Raw genomic sequence first — 15758 nt, forward strand, 5'->3', positions numbered from 1 at the left:
TCCGGAGGCAGCTGTGCCCGGAGAAATTAAGCGGAGGCATCGTCCGACGCAACCGTTCACAACACGCTGAGGGATCGCCGATGCGGTGCGTCTGCCTTGAAGGGGATCGCCATCCGATATCTCACATTTCCCAGCACGTCCTAGGGGGACGCCTTGATGAAAGCCACCACGCACCGCGCCACGCCGCATCGCCGCACCGTCATCTCACTTGCGCTCGCCGCTGCCCTCGGCGCATCGCTGATCGCCATGGCGCCGGTGTCCGCCGCGCAGGCGTCGTCGACGCACCAGTTCGCGGTCGGCAGCCAGCCGCTTGGCGATGCGCTCAACCGCGTGGCGCAGACGGCGGGCGTGCAGATCATGGTGCCGCCGGACCTGGTGCGCGGCCGCACCGCGCCGACGCTGACGGGGCAGTACACCGTCAACCAGGCGCTCGACAAGGTATTGGACGGCAGCGGGTTGACCCATCGCAGCACGCGCGGTGGCGTGATCACCGTGGCCCGCGCGCAGGAGACCCAGGCGCCGGCAAAAGCGCCGCCGCCGGCACCCAGGCCTGCTCCGGCTGCCTCAGAGAATCCGTCCGCGACGCAGGATCTCGCGGCTGTGCAGGTCACCGGCTCGCGCATCAAGCGCGCGGAGATCGAAGGCCCCTCGCCGGTGACCGTGATCACCGCGCAGCAGATGGAAAACGAGGGGCACGCCACCGTCTTCGAGGCACTCGAAACGCTGGTGATGGCCGGCGGTGCCGTGGAAACCGAATTGTCGGGCGGTTTTTCGGCCAATGCGCATCCGCTGAACCTGCGTGGCCTGGGCCCCGGCCGTTCGCTGCTGCTGATCGATGGTCGTCGCGCGGCGGACTATCCGTTCCCCTACGAGGGGCGCAGCAATTTCCAGAACTTCGGCAACATTCCGTCCGGCGCCGTCGAACGGATCGAGATTCTGGCCGGTGGCGCGTCGGCGATCTATGGCGCCGATGCCGTGTCCGGCGTGGTCAACGTGGTGATGAAGCGCGGTTACGAGGGCGACGTCTTCAAGTTGCGCGGCGGCACCAGCACGATGGGTGGGCGAGACCGCATCGACGCGCAATGGACGGGCGGCAGGGCGGGTGAGGACTGGAGCGTCACCTACGCGTTCCAGTACTACTACCAGGAGATGCTGTACGGCTTCCAGCGCGACGACTGGGACCTGCGGCAGAACCCGGCGGCCGATCCGCGTCTCGGCATCGATCCGACGGCGGCCCTACGCATCCGTCGTGGCGGCACCAGCAGCAGCAATCCGCTGATCGCGTTGCCGGCCGGCACCTGCCAGCGCTGGGGCGACGAACTGGTCGACTGGACCTACCGCCGCATCAGCGGCGGCAATGTGCAGACGCTGGGCAATGCGTGCGGCAGCTGGAACGACGAGCGCTACGTACACTTGAGCAAGGGCAAGAACGAAGCCGCGGCCTACCTCTTCGGCACCTACAACTTCAGCGACACGCTGGAAGGCTGGGCCTCCGCGCAGATCTGGGATTCCAAGGCCGAGTCGCTGGGCGGCTTCGAAAGCATCACCGGTCCCCACACCGATGGCGTGGGTCGTCGCGGCGACTTCTACGATCCGCAGTTCGGCGCCGTCATCGGTCCGACGCGGCTGCTCACGCCGGTGGATCTCGGCGGCGTGGAGAACATGAACCAGTACTACGAAGAGCGCTCGTTCGACCTCGCCGTGGGCCTGCGCGGAAGACTCGGCGACCGCTTCGACTGGGACGCCACACTGAGCCGCGCGGAGTACGACTTCCAGCGCACGCGCCGCCGCATGGTGGGCAACCTGGTCAACGAGTTCTTCTTCGGTCCGCAGCAGGGCACGCGTCCCAATGGGGTGCCGATCTACCGCATGAACCTGGATCGCTGGCTGCGCCCGCTGACGCCGGCGGAGTACGCGTCCATTTCGACCGTCGCCCGCTATGAGGCGGAGTCGTGGGTGACGACGGGCAGCTTCGTGGTGACCGGCGACCTGTTCGATCTGCCCGCCGGTCCGGTGGGCATGGCGGTGGTGCTGGAGGCCAGCCAGCAGGGCTACCAGCTGGACAGCGATCCGCGCGTGCAGCCCGGCGTGGTGCAGCTGTACAACCTCACCGGCACGAATGGCGGCGGCGAGCGCGATCGCTACGCGGCAGGCATCGAGTTCAGCGTTCCGATCACCGACACGCTGAAGGCCAGCCTGGCCGGCCGCTTCGACAAGTACGACGACATCACTGCCGTCGACGATGCCAAGACCTGGAATGCCGGTCTGGAGTGGCGGCCGCTGGAGTCGCTGCTGGTCCGCGGCAGTTATGCGACCAGTTTCAAGGCGCCCGACCTGCACTGGGTATTCAGCGAGGGCAGCGGCAGCTTCGGCACCGTCACCGATACGTGGCGCTGCATCGCCGCCGGCGCCAATCCGGGCTGCTCGGGCTACAGCTATTCGATGTTCTCGGTCACCCGCGGCGATCCGAATCTGGAAGAGGAAACCGGCAAATCGTGGAGTGCGGGCGTCGTGTGGGACATCGTCGATGGCCTGTCGATCAATGCCGACTACTGGGACATCGAGTTGAACGGCGCGCTGGAGCGCCTGGCGACCGCCGACATCCTGGCCGACGAAGCGGGCTGCCGCACCGGCCGCAGCCTCAACGGCCAGCCGTTCGGGTTCGCGGCCGATTCGGCGTACTGCGGCCTGGTGACCGGCCTGGTGACGCGGCGCCCGGAGGACGGGCAGACCATCGGACGGGTGGCCGAGGTGCGTTCGCTGCCCATCAACCAGGCGTTCCGCCGCGTGGCCGGCATCGATGCCGGGCTCACCTGGCGCTGGAATACCGAGCGCTTCGGCCGCTACAACGTCCGCCTCAACTGGTCGCATACGCTGAGGTCCGAGCGGCAGATCACCGCCACCGACCCGGTCGACAGCGACTGGCGCGACGACGCGGAGAACCTCGACTTCCGCAGCCGCGCCACCGCCGGCGTGGACTGGAAGGGCGGCGACTGGACGGCCAGCCTGTTCACCACGCGCTATGGCACGTTGCCGAAGTTCGGCGGCGAAGGGCGTACCGGCGTTCACTACCTGTGGAACGCGAACGTCGGCAAGCGGATCACCGACAAGGCGCAGGTGAAGTTCTACGTCAACAACGTGTTCAACAACCTGCACCCGCAGGACGAGACCAACAGCAGCTTCCCGTACTTCTACGACGTCTACAATCCGATCGGGCGTGAAGTCGCGGTGCAGTTCGAGTACACGTTCCGCTGATCCCGGCGCACGGGGGACGCACCCATGCGGCGCCGGGGAAACCCGGCGCCGTTTCCGTTCCGGGGAGGTCGCTGGTCAAGTCCGTACGACTTGGCCGACACTGGCGGCATGGAAGACTCTTCGGCGTCCACGACGCGTGTCGTGCTGGTACATGGCATTTGGAACGCGAAATCCTGGCTCGCGCCGCTCGCACGCCGGTTGCGCGCGGAAGGATTCGAGGTGGACGTGTTCGGCTACCCCAGCATCCTGGGCGGCCCGGAGCCGGCCATCGCCGCACTCATCGAAAAGCTCAAGGACGGCCCGCCAGTCCACCTGGTCGGACACAGCCTGGGCGGACTGATCGGCATCGAAGCGCTGCGTCGCGCGCCCGGCCTGCCCGTGCAGCGCATGGTTTGCCTGGGCTCGCCGCTGTGCGGCAGCCATGCCGCCCGCAGCCTGGGCGGTCGACGGTGGACGGCGCCGGTGCTGGGCCGCAGCGGCGCGCTGCTGCAGGCGGGCTGTCCGCCGTGGACGGGCGCGGTGCCGGTGGGCATGGTGGCCGGCAACGTGGCGCGCGGGCTGGGCCGGCTGTTTGCGCGCTTCGATGGCGAATCCGACGGCACCGTGGGACTGGCCGAAACCCGTCTGCCGGGATTGGCCGCGCACTGCATCGTGCCGGCCAGCCACACCGGGCTGGTGTTTTCCGCCGCTGCCGCGCGCCAGGCCGCCCGTTTCCTGCGCGAAGGGCGGTTCGACGGCCAGGACTGACGGCTGCACGGGGGCGCGTATAATCCGCGCCCTTGTCAGTGCACTCCGGAAGTTCCCATGGGCAGAGGCCCGTCGATCGAAGCCCGCAAGAATGCCACCGATGCCAAGCGGGGCAAGATCTTCACCAAGATCATCCGCGAGATCGGCGTGGCGGCCCGCGCCGGCGGCGGCGATCCCGCCAACAACCCGCGCCTGCGCGCGGCGGTGGACAAGGGCCTGTCGGCCAACATGTCCAAGGACGTCATCGAGCGCGCCATCAAGAAGGCGACCGGTGAGTTGGAAGGCGTGGTCTTCGAAGAGATCCGCTACGAAGGCTATGCGCCCGGCGGCGTCGCGGTGATCGTCGACTGCCTGACCGACAACCGCGTCCGCACCGTGGCCGAAGTGCGCCACGCCTTCGGCAAGCACGGCGGCAACATGGGCACCGAAGGCTCGGTGGCCTTCATGTTCAAGCGCCTCGGCGTGCTGAGCTACGCGCCCGGCGCGGATGAAGAGAACATCACCGAAGCCGCCATCGACGCCGGTGCCGACGACATCGTGGTCTACCCGGACGACGGCTCCATCGACGTGGTCACCGCGCCCGACGCCTTCCAGGCGGTGAAGGACGCGATGACCGCCGCCGGCCTGGTGCCGGACCATGCCGAGATCACCTACCGCGCCGACAACGACATCCGCGTGGAAGGCGAGACGGCGGTGCAGGTGAAGAAGCTGCTCGACATGCTGGAAGACCTGGACGACGTGCAGGACGTCTATTCCAACGCCGAGCTGGGCGCGGATGCGTATGCCTGACGGATGGGATTGGGGACTCGGGATTGGAGATTCGCAACAGCGTTCTCCCCTGGCCCTGGTGTCGAGTCCTGCGTCCGCCGGTTTCGAATCCCGAATCTCGAATCCCCAATCCCGGCTCCCATGACCCGCATCCTCGGCATCGACCCCGGTTCGCAGCGCACCGGCATCGGCATCATCGATGTCGATGCGGCGGGCAAGACCACGCATGTCTACCACGCACCGCTGGTGCTGCTGGGCGAGGGCGACTTTCCGTTGCGGTTGCGTCGTTTGCTGGACGGGCTGGGTGAGATCATCGCCACGTGGGCACCGGACGAAGTGGCGATCGAGAAAGTGTTCATGGCCCGCAATCCGGATTCGGCACTGAAGCTGGGGCAGGCGCGGGGCGCCGCCATCAGCGCGGTGGTGCTGCGCGACCTGCCGGTGCACGAATACGCGGCCACCCAGGTCAAGTTGGCCGTGGTCGGCCGCGGCAGCGCCGAGAAGTCGCAGATCCAGCACATGGTCGGCCTGCTGCTCAGCCTGCAGGGCAAACTGCAGGCCGATGCCGCCGACGCATTGGCCGTGGCCATCACCCACGCGCATGTACGCGCCACCGCCAAACGACTGGGTGTGGGGTCGCAACTGGCCTGGAGCAGGAAATGATAGGGCGGCGGCCGCTGAGCGAGCCCCTCTCCCGGCGGGAGAGGGGTTGGGGAGAGGGCAGCCGGAGTCTGGATGGCACCCGATCCGTGTCGTTGGCCGCATTCCGCGGTTCGCCGCTGCGAACTCGGTTCGGCCCTCATCCGGCGCGTTGCGCCACCTTCTCCCGGTGGGAGAAGGGAAATGCAGGAGCTTTTCCATGATCGGACGTCTTCGCGGCATCCTGGCGTACAAGTCGCCGCCCTGGCTGGTGATCGACGTCGGTGGCGTGGGCTACGAGCTGGAAGCGCCAATGAGCACCTTCTACGACCTGCCTGACGTGGGGCGCGAGGTGCTGCTGTTCACCCACTACGCGCAGAAGGAAGACAGCGTGTCGCTGTACGGTTTCCTGCGCGAAGGCGAGCGCCGGTTGTTCCGCGACGTGCAGAAAGTCACGGGCATCGGCGCAAAGATCGCGCTGGCGGTGCTGTCCGGCGCCAGCGTGGACGAGTTCGCGCGCATGGTGCAGGCCGGCGACATCACCGCGCTGACGCGTATCCCCGGCATCGGCAAGAAGACGGCAGAGCGCATGGTGGTAGAACTGCGCGACCGCGCCGCGGACCTGATGGGGACGGGCGTGGGCGGCATCACCGCGCTGCCGGCCGATCCGCAGTCCGAGGCCACCATCGCCCTGCAGCAGCTGGGCTACAAGCCGGCCGAGGCCACGCGGATGGCGCGCGACGCCACCGCGCCCGGCGACGATGCCGCGACGATCATTCGCAAGGCCCTGCAGGCCGCGCTGCGCTGACCGCCGTCCTAGAGCACACCTTCACTTCCACAGCGCTACCCTTCCGGCCGCCATGTCCTCCCCATCTTCTTCCCACGCCGATGCCGGCAACAGCGGGCCGCACGGTCATTCGCAGGCGGGCATGGTCGCCCTGGTCGCCGGCGCGGTCGGTGTGGTGTTCGGCGACATCGGCACCAGCCCGCTGTACACGATCAAGGAGATGTTCCACCCGCACTTCGGGCTGACCCCGGACCCGAACACCGTGCGCGGACTGCTCTCTCTCGGCTTCTGGTCGCTGCTGCTGGTGGTGACGCTGAAGTACGTGATCGTCATCATGCGCGCCGACAACGACGGCGAGGGCGGCATCATGGCGCTGACCGCCCTGGCGCAACGCAGCCTGGCCAAGGGCTCGCGGATGAGCTACACGGTCGGCATCCTCGGCATCTTCGGTGCAGCGCTGTTCTTCGGCGACGGCATGATCACGCCGCCGATCACGGTGCTGGGCGCGGTGGAAGGCCTGGAAGTGGTCTCGCCGGTGTTCAAGCAATGGGTGGTGCCGATCAGCCTGGTCATCCTGACCGGCCTGTTCGCGGCGCAGCGCTTCGGCACGGCGAAGGTCGGCAAGGCGTTCGGTCCGGTGATGATCACCTGGTTCATCGTGCTGGCCGGCTTCGGCATCTACAACATCGCGCATAACCCGTCGGTGCTGGCGGCGCTGAATCCGTACTGGGCCTGGCATTTCTTCACGACCCACGACTGGCATGCGGTGCTGATCCTCGGCGCGGTGGTGCTGACGGTGACCGGTGGCGAGGCGCTGTATGCCGACATGGGCCACTTCGGCAAGCGGCCGATCCGCTGGGGCTGGTTCGGCTTCGTGCTGCCGGCGCTGGTGCTGAACTACTACGGACAGGGCGCCGTGCTGCTGCGCCATCCCGAGGCGGTAGCGAATCCGTTCTACATGTCGATTCCGGGCTGGGCGCAGATCCCGATGCTGGTGCTGGCGACGACCGCGGCCGCGGTCGCCTCGCAGGCCGTCATCACCGGCGCGTTCTCGGTGACGCGCCAGGCCATACAGCTGGGTTATCTGCCGCGCCTGCACATCAAGTACACCTCCAAGGACACCATCGGCCAGATCTATGTGCCGTCGATCAACTGGATGCTGTACCTCGCAGTGATCGTGCTGGTGCTGAGCTTCCAGAGTTCCGGCGCACTGGCCACCGCATACGGCCTGTCGGTGACCGGCACGATGCTGATCGACACGCTGCTGCTGGCGATCGTCGCGTACACGCGCTGGCCGGATTCGCGCAAGTGGGTGCTGCCGCTGTGCGGCATCTTCCTGGTCATCGACCTGGCCTTCCTGTTCGCCAACGGCGCCAAGCTGGTCACCGGCATCGGCGCCTGGGTGCCGCTGTTCATCGGCATCTCCGCCTTCACCATGATGCGCACCTGGCGCCGTGGCCGCGAACTGCTGCATGGCGAAGTGCAGAAGGAAGGCATCCGCCTGGATACGTTCCTGCCCGGGCTGATGCTGGCGCCGCCGGTGCGCGTGCCGGGCACGGCGATCTTCCTGACCGCCGACAAGGGTGTGGTGCCGCACGCGATGCTGCACAACCTCAAGCACAACAAGGTGCTGCACGAGCGCAACGTGTTCCTCACCGTCGAGACCCTGACGGTGCCGTACGCGCCGAAGAAGAAGCGGCTAAAGATCGAACCCATCGGCGATGATTTCTACCGGGTGGTGATCAGCTACGGCTTCGCCGAAACGCCGGACGTGCCGCAGGCGCTGATGAGCTCGTGCGACCAGGGCGGCGTGTACTTCGATCCGATGGAGACCACGTACTTCGCGAGCCGCGAAACCATCGTGGCCGCACGCCATGGCGGCATGCCGATCTGGCGCGACAAGCTGTTCGCGGCGATGCACCGTAATGCCGCGCCGGCGACCGGCTTCTTCCGCATTCCCGGCAACCGGCTGGTCGAACTGGGTGCGCAGGTCGAGATCTGACGGGGAACGGGCCGGCATTTCGGCCATAATCCCGTCATGACCGCCGACCGCATCATCGACTCCTCCGCCACCCGCGAAGACGACGCCATCGAGGCCAGCATCCGTCCCAAGCGGCTGGACGAATACCTTGGCCAGAAGCCGGTCCGCGAGCAACTGGACATCTACATTCAGGCGGCGAAGGGGCGCGGCGAGGCGCTCGACCATGTGCTGATCTTCGGACCGCCCGGTCTCGGCAAGACCACGCTGAGCCACGTGATCGCCAACGAGCTGGGCGTGAACCTGCGGGTGACCTCCGGCCCGGTGATCGAGAAGGCCGGCGATCTCGCCGCGCTGCTGACCAACCTGCAGCCCCACGACGTGCTGTTCGTCGACGAGATCCATCGCCTGTCGCCGGTCGTCGAGGAAGTGCTGTATCCGGCGATGGAAGATTTCCAGATCGACATCATGATCGGCGAAGGCCCGGCCGCGCGCTCGATCAAGCTCGACCTGCCGCCGTTCACCCTGATCGGCGCCACCACGCGCGCCGGCCTGCTGACCGCGCCGCTGCGCGACCGCTTCGGCATCGTGCAGCGGCTGGAGTTCTACTCGCCGGAGGAACTGACCCGCATCGTGCAGCGCTCGGCCCGCATCCTGGGCATGGACTGCGTGCCGGAAGGCGCCGCCGAGGTCGCGCGCCGCGCGCGCGGCACGCCGCGCATCGCCAACCGCCTGCTGCGGCGCGTGCGCGACTACGCCCAGGTCAAGGCGAATGGCCACATCGACGTCGACGTGGCGCGCGCTGCCATGCAGATGCTCAAGGTGGACCCGGAGGGTTTCGACGAACTGGACCGCCGCATGCTGCGCACCATCATCGACAGCTTCGACGGTGGCCCAGTCGGCGTGGAGTCGCTGGCCGCAGCGCTCAGCGAAGAGCGCGGCACGCTGGAGGACGTGATCGAGCCCTACCTCATCCAGCAGGGCTTCCTGATACGCACCGCGCGCGGCCGCATGGCGACCCGCAAGGCGTACCTCCACCTGGGGCTGACGCCGAAGGGCAGGGTGCCGGAATCCGGCGACGTGTCGGGCGAGTTGTTCTGAGCCCCACTGGCTTCAGGTTGGTATGCACCACGCCGTGCGGGAGCACATGCTTTGACGACTGATTCGACGAGGATCGCCGTGGATACGGCTCCGTTCATCTTTCCGACACGCGTCTATTGGGAAGATACCGACGCCGGTGGCGTGGTGTACCACGCGCAATACGTCGCTTTCCTGGAGCGGACCCGTACCGAATGGTTGCGGGCCCGTGGCTACGCTCAGGAACGACTGCGCCAGACCCACGGCCTGGTGTTCGCCGTCCGTGCGATGCGTCTGGATTTCCTGCGCCCCGCCCGGTTGGACGATCTGCTTCAGGTCAGTGCGCGCATCCACCAGTGCAGGCGGGCCAGCGTGGTCTTCGCCCAGTCCATCGAACGGGACGGCGAGGTTCTGCTGACCGCCGAGGTGAAAGTGGCCGCGCTGAGTGCGTCGGGTTTCAGACCCGTTGCCCTGCCCGAGGCGTTGTATGACGAATTCCGCCGGCTCGAGATCCCGGGCCAGCCGCTGTAACCCGATACGCACCACGAACCGATATACGAGGAACGACGGATGATCGCAACGCTGCTGGCCTTCCAGGAAGTCGTGACGGAGGCGCTGCCGCCCGAGGCGACGACCGCCGCGGCCGAAGCCGCCGCTGCCACCACGCACAGCGGGATCAACTACATCGACCTGATGCTCAAGGCGAGCCTGCCGGTGCAGCTGATCGTGCTGTTGCTGCTGGTCGGGTCGGTGATCAGCTGGGTGATCATTTTCCGCAAGGGACGCGTGTTCAAGACCGCGAACCGCGACGCCGACGAGTTCGAGGGCCGCTTCTGGTCCGGCGCCGAACTGCACAAACTGTATGCCGGCGCCGCCGACCGCAACCGCGTGGTCACCGGTCTGGAGGCGATCTTCGAAGCAGGCTTCCGCGAATTCACCCGCCTGCGCGACAAGCGCGGCCTCGACGGTCGCGCCCAGCTCGAAGGCGCGCAGCGCGCCATGCGCGTGACCTATACGCGCGAAGTCGACCAGCTGGAGCGCAACCTGGAGCTGCTGGCCAACATCGGCTCCACTGCGCCTTATGTGGGCTTGGTCGGTACCGTGTTCGGCATCATGGTGACCATGCACGACATGCTCAACAGCGGTGAGCAGGCGGGTATCGCCGCCGTCGCGCCGGGGATTTCGGAAGCCCTGTTCGCCACCGCCATCGGCCTGTTCGTGGCGATCCCGGCTGTGTGGGCCTACAACCGCTTCACCACCCGCGTGGAGCGGCTGGCCGTGCGCTACGAGAGCTTCGCCGAGGAATTCAGCTCGATCCTCCAGCGCCAGAGTTCGGGCGAGTAAGCGGGGCACGCCATGGCCGGAAGCATCTTCCATCGCAAGCGGCGCAAGCTGAAATCCGAGATCAACGTCGTGCCCTACATCGACGTGATGCTGGTGCTGCTGATCATCTTCATGGTGACCGCGCCGCTGCTCACGCTGAGCGTGGACGTGAAGCTGCCGTCGTCCAACGCCAAAGCGGTGGAGACGCGCAACGAACCGGTCATCGTGGTCGCGTATCCGGACGGCCGCTTCGGCCTGAAGCTGCCGGAGGCCAAGCAGCCCGAGGTGCTGGACGCGGCGACGCTGGAGTCTCGGGTCGCGGCGATTCGCGCCGAGCAGGGCGACGAGCTGCGCATCATGGTGGCCGCCGAGGGATCGGCGCCGTACCAGAAGGTGCTGGACGCGATGGACGTGCTGCGGCGGGCGAAGGTCGGCAACGTCAGCCTGATGACCAACGCGGGTGGCAATGCACGCTGAGGTGATCCAGCGCCAGCGCCCCCCGGAGGACGAGGGGCTGGGTCGGGCGGTGGCGTGGGCCATCGGCCTGCACCTGCTGCTGCTCGCCGTGTTGCTGCTGTCGCCGTACTTCCAGTGGGATCGCGACCGCCTGAATGCGGCGGGCTCGCAGTCGATGGAAGCCACGCTCGATGTCTCGGCCGCCGACCAGCAGGCAGTCGCGCGCGCGCTCGACTTCCAGCCGGCGCCGATGCCCGAGCCCGTGCAGGAGCCGGCTCCCGAAGACACCATCCCGCCGCCGCAGCCGATCCCCGAGCCGGCGCCGCAGGACGCGCCGGTCGAGCGCCAGGCCAATGCGCAGGAGCGCATCCCGGTGCCCGACGACGTGGACCAGGATGAAGCGCGCCGCGATGCGATCTCGCAGGAGACCGCACGCCAGGAGCAGGAGGCCAAGCGCCGCCAGGAACAGATCGACCTGACCGAGCGCAAGCGCCAGGAGCAGGCCGAGCAGCAACGCCGGTTGGCCGCCCAGCAGGAAGAGGACCGGCAGAAACGGGTCGCCACCGAGGCAGCGCAGAAGGCCGAGGCTGACAAGAAGCGGTTGGAGGAAATCCGCCGCCAGCGCGCCCAGGCGGCGCGCGAGGCGCAGCTGGCCGAGCAGAAGCTGCGGCAGATGGCCGATGCACGTGCACGGCAGGCCGCCAGCGCCGCAGCGTCCTCGGCGGCACCGACCGCCGGGCCGGTCGGCAATGGCGGTACCGACGAGGATCTGCGCGGGCGCTACGCCGCCGCCATCCAGGAGGCGGTCCTGCGACAGTGGACCCGCCCCGAATCCATTCCCGTGGGGACGCGCTGCAAGGTCGTGATCCGGCAGTTGCCGGGCGGCGAGGTGGTCAGCGCGGAAGTCCAGCCGGGCTGCGCGATGGACGCGGCCGGCCAGGATTCGGTCGAGCGCGCCGTCTTGAAGGCCCAGCCACTGCCGTACCGGGGCTACGAATCGGTGTTCGCCAGGACCCTGACCCTGAATTTCGAAGCCCGGGACCGCTGACTTCACGCCGCGTTTCGCTGCCCTCCGTTCACAATTGTTAAAACGTTCACGCGCGGGCTGGTATCCCTTTGCCGCCCCCGTTCAACCCCAGAGCCGTTGCCCATGAAGAAACCGCTGCGCTGGTTTGCCCTGTTCCTGCTCTCTCTCGTCCCGGCGCTGGCCTCCGCCCAGCAGCAAGGGCTGGAGATCGACATCATCGGCGGCAACGCGTCGGCCCTGCCCATCACGGTGGTGCCGATGCCCTACCAGGGCAGCGCGGGCGCCCCGCCGACCGACGTGTCGGCCGTGGTGCGCGCCGATCTGGAGCGCTCGGGTGCCTTCCGTACCCTCCCCGAAGCCCGCATCACCGAGCGCCCGACGCGCGGCAGCGAGATCCTGTACCCGACCTGGCGCACGCTGCGGCAGGACTACATCGTGGTCGGCCGCGTCGCCGATGCCGGCGACGGCAGCTACCGCGTCGAGTACGAACTGTTCGACGTCGCCAAGCAGGAGCGCCTGCTGGGTGAGGTCAAGACCGCGCGCGCCAATGCCCTTCGCGACGTCGCCCACCAGATGGCCGACGCGATCTACGAAAAGATCCTCGGCGTGCGTGGCGCCTTCTGGACCCGCATCGCGTACATCACCGCCGCCGGCACCGGCAAGGCGACGCGCTACGCGCTGATGGTGGCTGACTCGGATGGCTTCAATCCGCAGACCGTGGTGCGCTCGGCCGAGCCGCTGCTGTCGCCGTCGTGGAGCCCGGATGGCCGCAAGCTGGCCTACGTCAGCTTCGAGAGCGGCAACTCGGCGATCTACATCCAGGACATCTCCACCGGTGCGCGCGAGAAGGTCGCCAGCTTCCGCGGCATCAACGGTGCGCCCTCGTTCTCGCCGGACGGCCGCCAGCTGGCGCTGACGCTGTCGCGCAGCGGCAATCCCGAGATCTACGTGATGGACCTGGGCAGCCGCTCGCTGCGCCAGATCACCACCACCTCGGCGATCGACACCGAGCCGGTGTGGAGCCCGGATGGCAGCAGCCTCTACTTCACGTCCGACCGCGGCGGTCGCCCGCAGATCTACCGCGTGCCGGCCAGCGGCGGCAGCGCCAGCCGGGTGACGTTCGAAGGCAACTACAACGCCACCGCCAGCATCGCCTTCGACGGCAAGAAAATCGCGGTGGTGCAGGGCAGCGGCAACAACTACCGCATCGCGCTGATGGACAGCAGTCTGGGCGGCGCCCGCTGGACGTCGCTGTCGCCGGGCTCGCTGGACGAATCCCCCAGCTTCGCGCCCAACGCCAGCATGGTGCTCTACGCTGCGCGCGAAGGCGGGCGGGGCGTGCTCTACGCGGTCTCGGCCGATGCGCGCGTACGCCAGCGTCTGGTCGTGGCGAACGCCGATGTGCGCGAACCTGCCTGGTCGCCCTATCGGACCGCCCGTTAAATTTTTGTCTACAATATTGAATCCCTGACCCCCCGTTCCAACGACGCAAGGAATGTCCATGAACACCACCACCCGTGTGCTGCTGCTCTCCATGATGTCTGTCGCCGTGCTGGCCGGCTGCAAGAAGGCCGTCAAGCCGGAAGCCCCGACCGACACCACCACGACCACCCCCACCACGCCGACGACCCCGACCACCTCGGGTGCGTTCGGACCGGACGATCTGGACCGCGACAGCTGCCTGCGCCAGCGCGTGGTGTACTTCGACCTGGACCAGGACGCCCTGAAGCCGGAGTTCCAGGCCATCATGGGTTGCCACGCCAAGTACCTGCGTGACCGTCCGTCCTCGCGCATCTCGCTGGAAGGCCACGCCGACGAGCGCGGCAGCCGCGAGTACAACCTGGGCCTGGGCGAGCGCCGCGGCAATGCCGTGAATTCGGCCCTGCAGGCGAACGGCGGTTCGGCCAGCCAGCTGACCGTGGTCAGCTACGGCGAAGAGCGCCCGGTCTGCACCGATTCCAGCGAGTCCTGCTGGTCGCAGAACCGTCGCGTCGAGATCGTCTACACGGCGAAGTAAGCCGTCATCGTCACGATGATCGCAAAGAAGATCTACCTGCTGGTCATGGCGGCGGCCCTCGTGGCCGCCGCTCCCGCGCACGCGCAACGCGTCAGCCTGGCCGATCGCGTGGCCGCGCTGGAGGCGAAGGCCAACAATCCGCAGCAGAACCTGGACCTGCTCAACAAGGTCACCCAGCAGGAAGCGGAACTGCGTGAGCTGCGTGCCCAGCTGGAGCAGCTGCAGAACGAGAACGAGCAGCTCAAGCAGCGCGCCCGCGACCAGTACCTCGACCTGGATGGTCGCCTCAACCGTCTGGAAGGCGGCACGGCCCCGGCTCCGGCCGCTGCACCGCCGCTGGGCAATGCCCCCGTCGCCGCGCCGGCCACCGTGCCGGCGCCCGTCGTGGCGGCCGCAGCGGAAGAACGTCCGCCTGCCGTCCATGGCGACATGGGCGCCCTGTCCGCCGCCGGCGACGAGCGCACCGCCTACAACGTCGCCTTCGACAAACTCAAGGCTGGCGATTACGCCGATGCGGCGCAGCTGTTCACCAGCTTCCTGCAGCTCTACCCGGGCGGCGTGTACGCGCCGAACGCGCTGTACTGGCTGGGCGAGAGTTACTACGTCACCCAGAATTACGCGCTGGCCGCGGAGCAGTTCCGCGCACTGCTGGCGCAGTACCCGACCCACGACAAGGCGCCTGGCGCCCTGTTGAAGATCGGCCTGTGCGATTACGGGCTGGGCAAGCTGCCCGAAGCCGAACGCACCCTGGGCGAGGTCATCGCCAAGTACCCCGGCACCGACGTCGCCCGCACCGCCGACGACCGCCTTCGCGCCATCCAGCTCGGCCGCCTGCGCTGAGTTGCCGCGTCCGGCCTGCCAGGCCGGATGAAGGGCCGCAGGGCGTATCATGCGCACCCCATGAATGATGCCGCCCGCCCCAGCGAGATCGTCCAGTCCCCGCTGGAACGCCTCAAGATCACCGAGATCTTCCTGTCCCTGCAGGGCGAGGCGAACGCGGTCGGCTGGCCCACGGTCTTCGTCCGCCTGACCGGCTGCCCGCTGCGCTGCCAGTACTGCGACACCGCTTACGCCTTCCACGGCGGCGAGTGGCGCGAGATCGACGACATCGTCGCCGAGGTCGCCGGCCATGGCGTCCGCCACGTCTGCGTGACCGGCGGCGAGCCGCTGTCGCAGAAGCGCTGCCTGCTGCTGCTGCGGAAGCTCTGCGACGCCGGTTTCGATGTGTCGCTGGAAACCTCGGGCGCGCTCGACATCGCCGACGTCGATCCGCGCGTGTCGCGCGTGGTCGACCTGAAGACGCCCGGCTCCCACGAGATGGCGCGTAACCGGCTGCAGAACCTGCCGCTGCTCACCGCGCGCGACCAGGTGAAGTTCGTGCTGTGCGGTCGCGCCGACTACGAATGGGCCCGCGACATGCTCGCCGAACACCGCCTGGCCGAGCGCTGCGACGTGCTGTTCTCGCCCAGTAAGTCCGAGCTGTCGCCGCGCGACCTGGCGGACTGGATCGTCGAGGATCGCCTGCCGGTGCGCTTCCAGATGCAGCTGCACAAGCTGTTGTGGAACGACGAGCCGGGCAGGTGAGCGGACGGCACTGAGTGGGGCGGTTGTTGCCGTCATCCCAGCGCACGCTGGGATCCACTTGCCTTCCGCTTGGACAAAAATCAGACGCAACGGCACCATG

15 protein-coding genes are annotated in these 15758 nt (G+C 67.8%); all 15 read left to right on the forward strand.

Translation table 11 applies throughout. The features are described from left to right. Positions 1-156: 156 nt before the first annotated feature. The 15 genes from AC04MD_RS08355 (at position 157) to queE (ending at position 15658) form a co-directional block, all read left to right on the forward strand. The gene (locus AC04MD_RS08355) at positions 157-3255 is read left to right on the forward strand and encodes a TonB-dependent receptor domain-containing protein (protein ID WP_475496816.1); all 3099 of its coding nucleotides are present in this window, start codon (positions 157-159) and stop codon (positions 3253-3255) included. 108 nt (positions 3256-3363) lie between these two features. After that, entirely contained in the window at positions 3364-4002 is a 639-nt protein-coding gene (locus tag AC04MD_RS08360; protein WP_475496817.1) for a lipase family alpha/beta hydrolase, read from the forward strand. Positions 4003-4059: 57 nt separating this feature from the next. Continuing rightward, positions 4060-4791: a YebC/PmpR family DNA-binding transcriptional regulator gene (locus AC04MD_RS08365; protein ID WP_475496818.1), complete on the forward strand. Its 732-nt coding sequence runs from the start codon at positions 4060-4062 to the stop codon at positions 4789-4791. A gap of 120 nt (positions 4792-4911) precedes the next feature. Beyond that, positions 4912-5433: a crossover junction endodeoxyribonuclease RuvC gene (ruvC, locus tag AC04MD_RS08370; protein WP_475496819.1), complete on the forward strand. Its 522-nt coding sequence runs from the start codon at positions 4912-4914 to the stop codon at positions 5431-5433. A 196-nt stretch (positions 5434-5629) separates the two neighbouring features. Continuing rightward, positions 5630-6217 carry a Holliday junction branch migration protein RuvA gene (gene ruvA, locus AC04MD_RS08375; RefSeq protein ID WP_327481723.1) on the forward strand — a complete coding sequence of 196 codons (588 nt, stop codon included), beginning with the start codon at positions 5630-5632 and terminating at the stop codon, positions 6215-6217. Between the two features lie 52 nt (positions 6218-6269). Then, positions 6270-8198, forward strand: coding sequence for a potassium transporter Kup (locus tag AC04MD_RS08380; protein ID WP_475496820.1), 1929 nt, complete (start codon positions 6270-6272; stop codon positions 8196-8198). A gap of 36 nt (positions 8199-8234) precedes the next feature. Beyond that, positions 8235-9275 carry a Holliday junction branch migration DNA helicase RuvB gene (gene ruvB / locus AC04MD_RS08385; RefSeq protein WP_475496821.1) on the forward strand — a complete coding sequence of 347 codons (1041 nt, stop codon included), beginning with the start codon at positions 8235-8237 and terminating at the stop codon, positions 9273-9275. 51 nt (positions 9276-9326) lie between these two features. Then, complete coding sequence (ybgC, locus tag AC04MD_RS08390; RefSeq protein WP_475496822.1) at positions 9327-9782, forward strand: tol-pal system-associated acyl-CoA thioesterase; 456 nt, start codon at positions 9327-9329, stop codon at positions 9780-9782. Positions 9783-9821: 39 nt separating this feature from the next. Further along, on the forward strand, positions 9822-10595 hold the full coding sequence (gene tolQ, locus AC04MD_RS08395; RefSeq protein WP_475496823.1) for a protein TolQ: 774 nt from the start codon (positions 9822-9824) through the stop codon (positions 10593-10595). Positions 10596-10607: 12 nt separating this feature from the next. Beyond that, positions 10608-11051: an ExbD/TolR family protein gene (locus AC04MD_RS08400; RefSeq protein ID WP_162337761.1), complete on the forward strand. Its 444-nt coding sequence runs from the start codon at positions 10608-10610 to the stop codon at positions 11049-11051. After that, on the forward strand, positions 11041-12078 hold the full coding sequence (gene tolA / locus AC04MD_RS08405) for a cell envelope integrity protein TolA (protein ID WP_475496824.1): 1038 nt from the start codon (positions 11041-11043) through the stop codon (positions 12076-12078). Before AC04MD_RS08400 ends, tolA begins: the two co-directional genes overlap by 11 nt. 102 nt (positions 12079-12180) lie before the next feature. Further along, on the forward strand, positions 12181-13500 hold the full coding sequence (gene tolB / locus AC04MD_RS08410) for a Tol-Pal system beta propeller repeat protein TolB (RefSeq protein ID WP_475496825.1): 1320 nt from the start codon (positions 12181-12183) through the stop codon (positions 13498-13500). 58 nt (positions 13501-13558) lie between these two features. Beyond that, positions 13559-14074, forward strand: coding sequence for a peptidoglycan-associated lipoprotein Pal (gene pal, locus AC04MD_RS08415; protein WP_475496826.1), 516 nt, complete (start codon positions 13559-13561; stop codon positions 14072-14074). 15 nt (positions 14075-14089) lie between these two features. Continuing rightward, positions 14090-14914, forward strand: a complete 825-nt coding sequence (gene ybgF, locus AC04MD_RS08420) for a tol-pal system protein YbgF (protein ID WP_475496827.1) — start codon at positions 14090-14092, stop codon at positions 14912-14914. A gap of 60 nt (positions 14915-14974) precedes the next feature. Next, complete coding sequence (queE, locus tag AC04MD_RS08425) at positions 14975-15658, forward strand: 7-carboxy-7-deazaguanine synthase QueE (RefSeq protein WP_475496828.1); 684 nt, start codon at positions 14975-14977, stop codon at positions 15656-15658. Positions 15659-15758: the final 100 nt, after the last annotated feature.

This window comes from Pseudoxanthomonas sp. LjRoot206 (assembly GCF_056175725.1).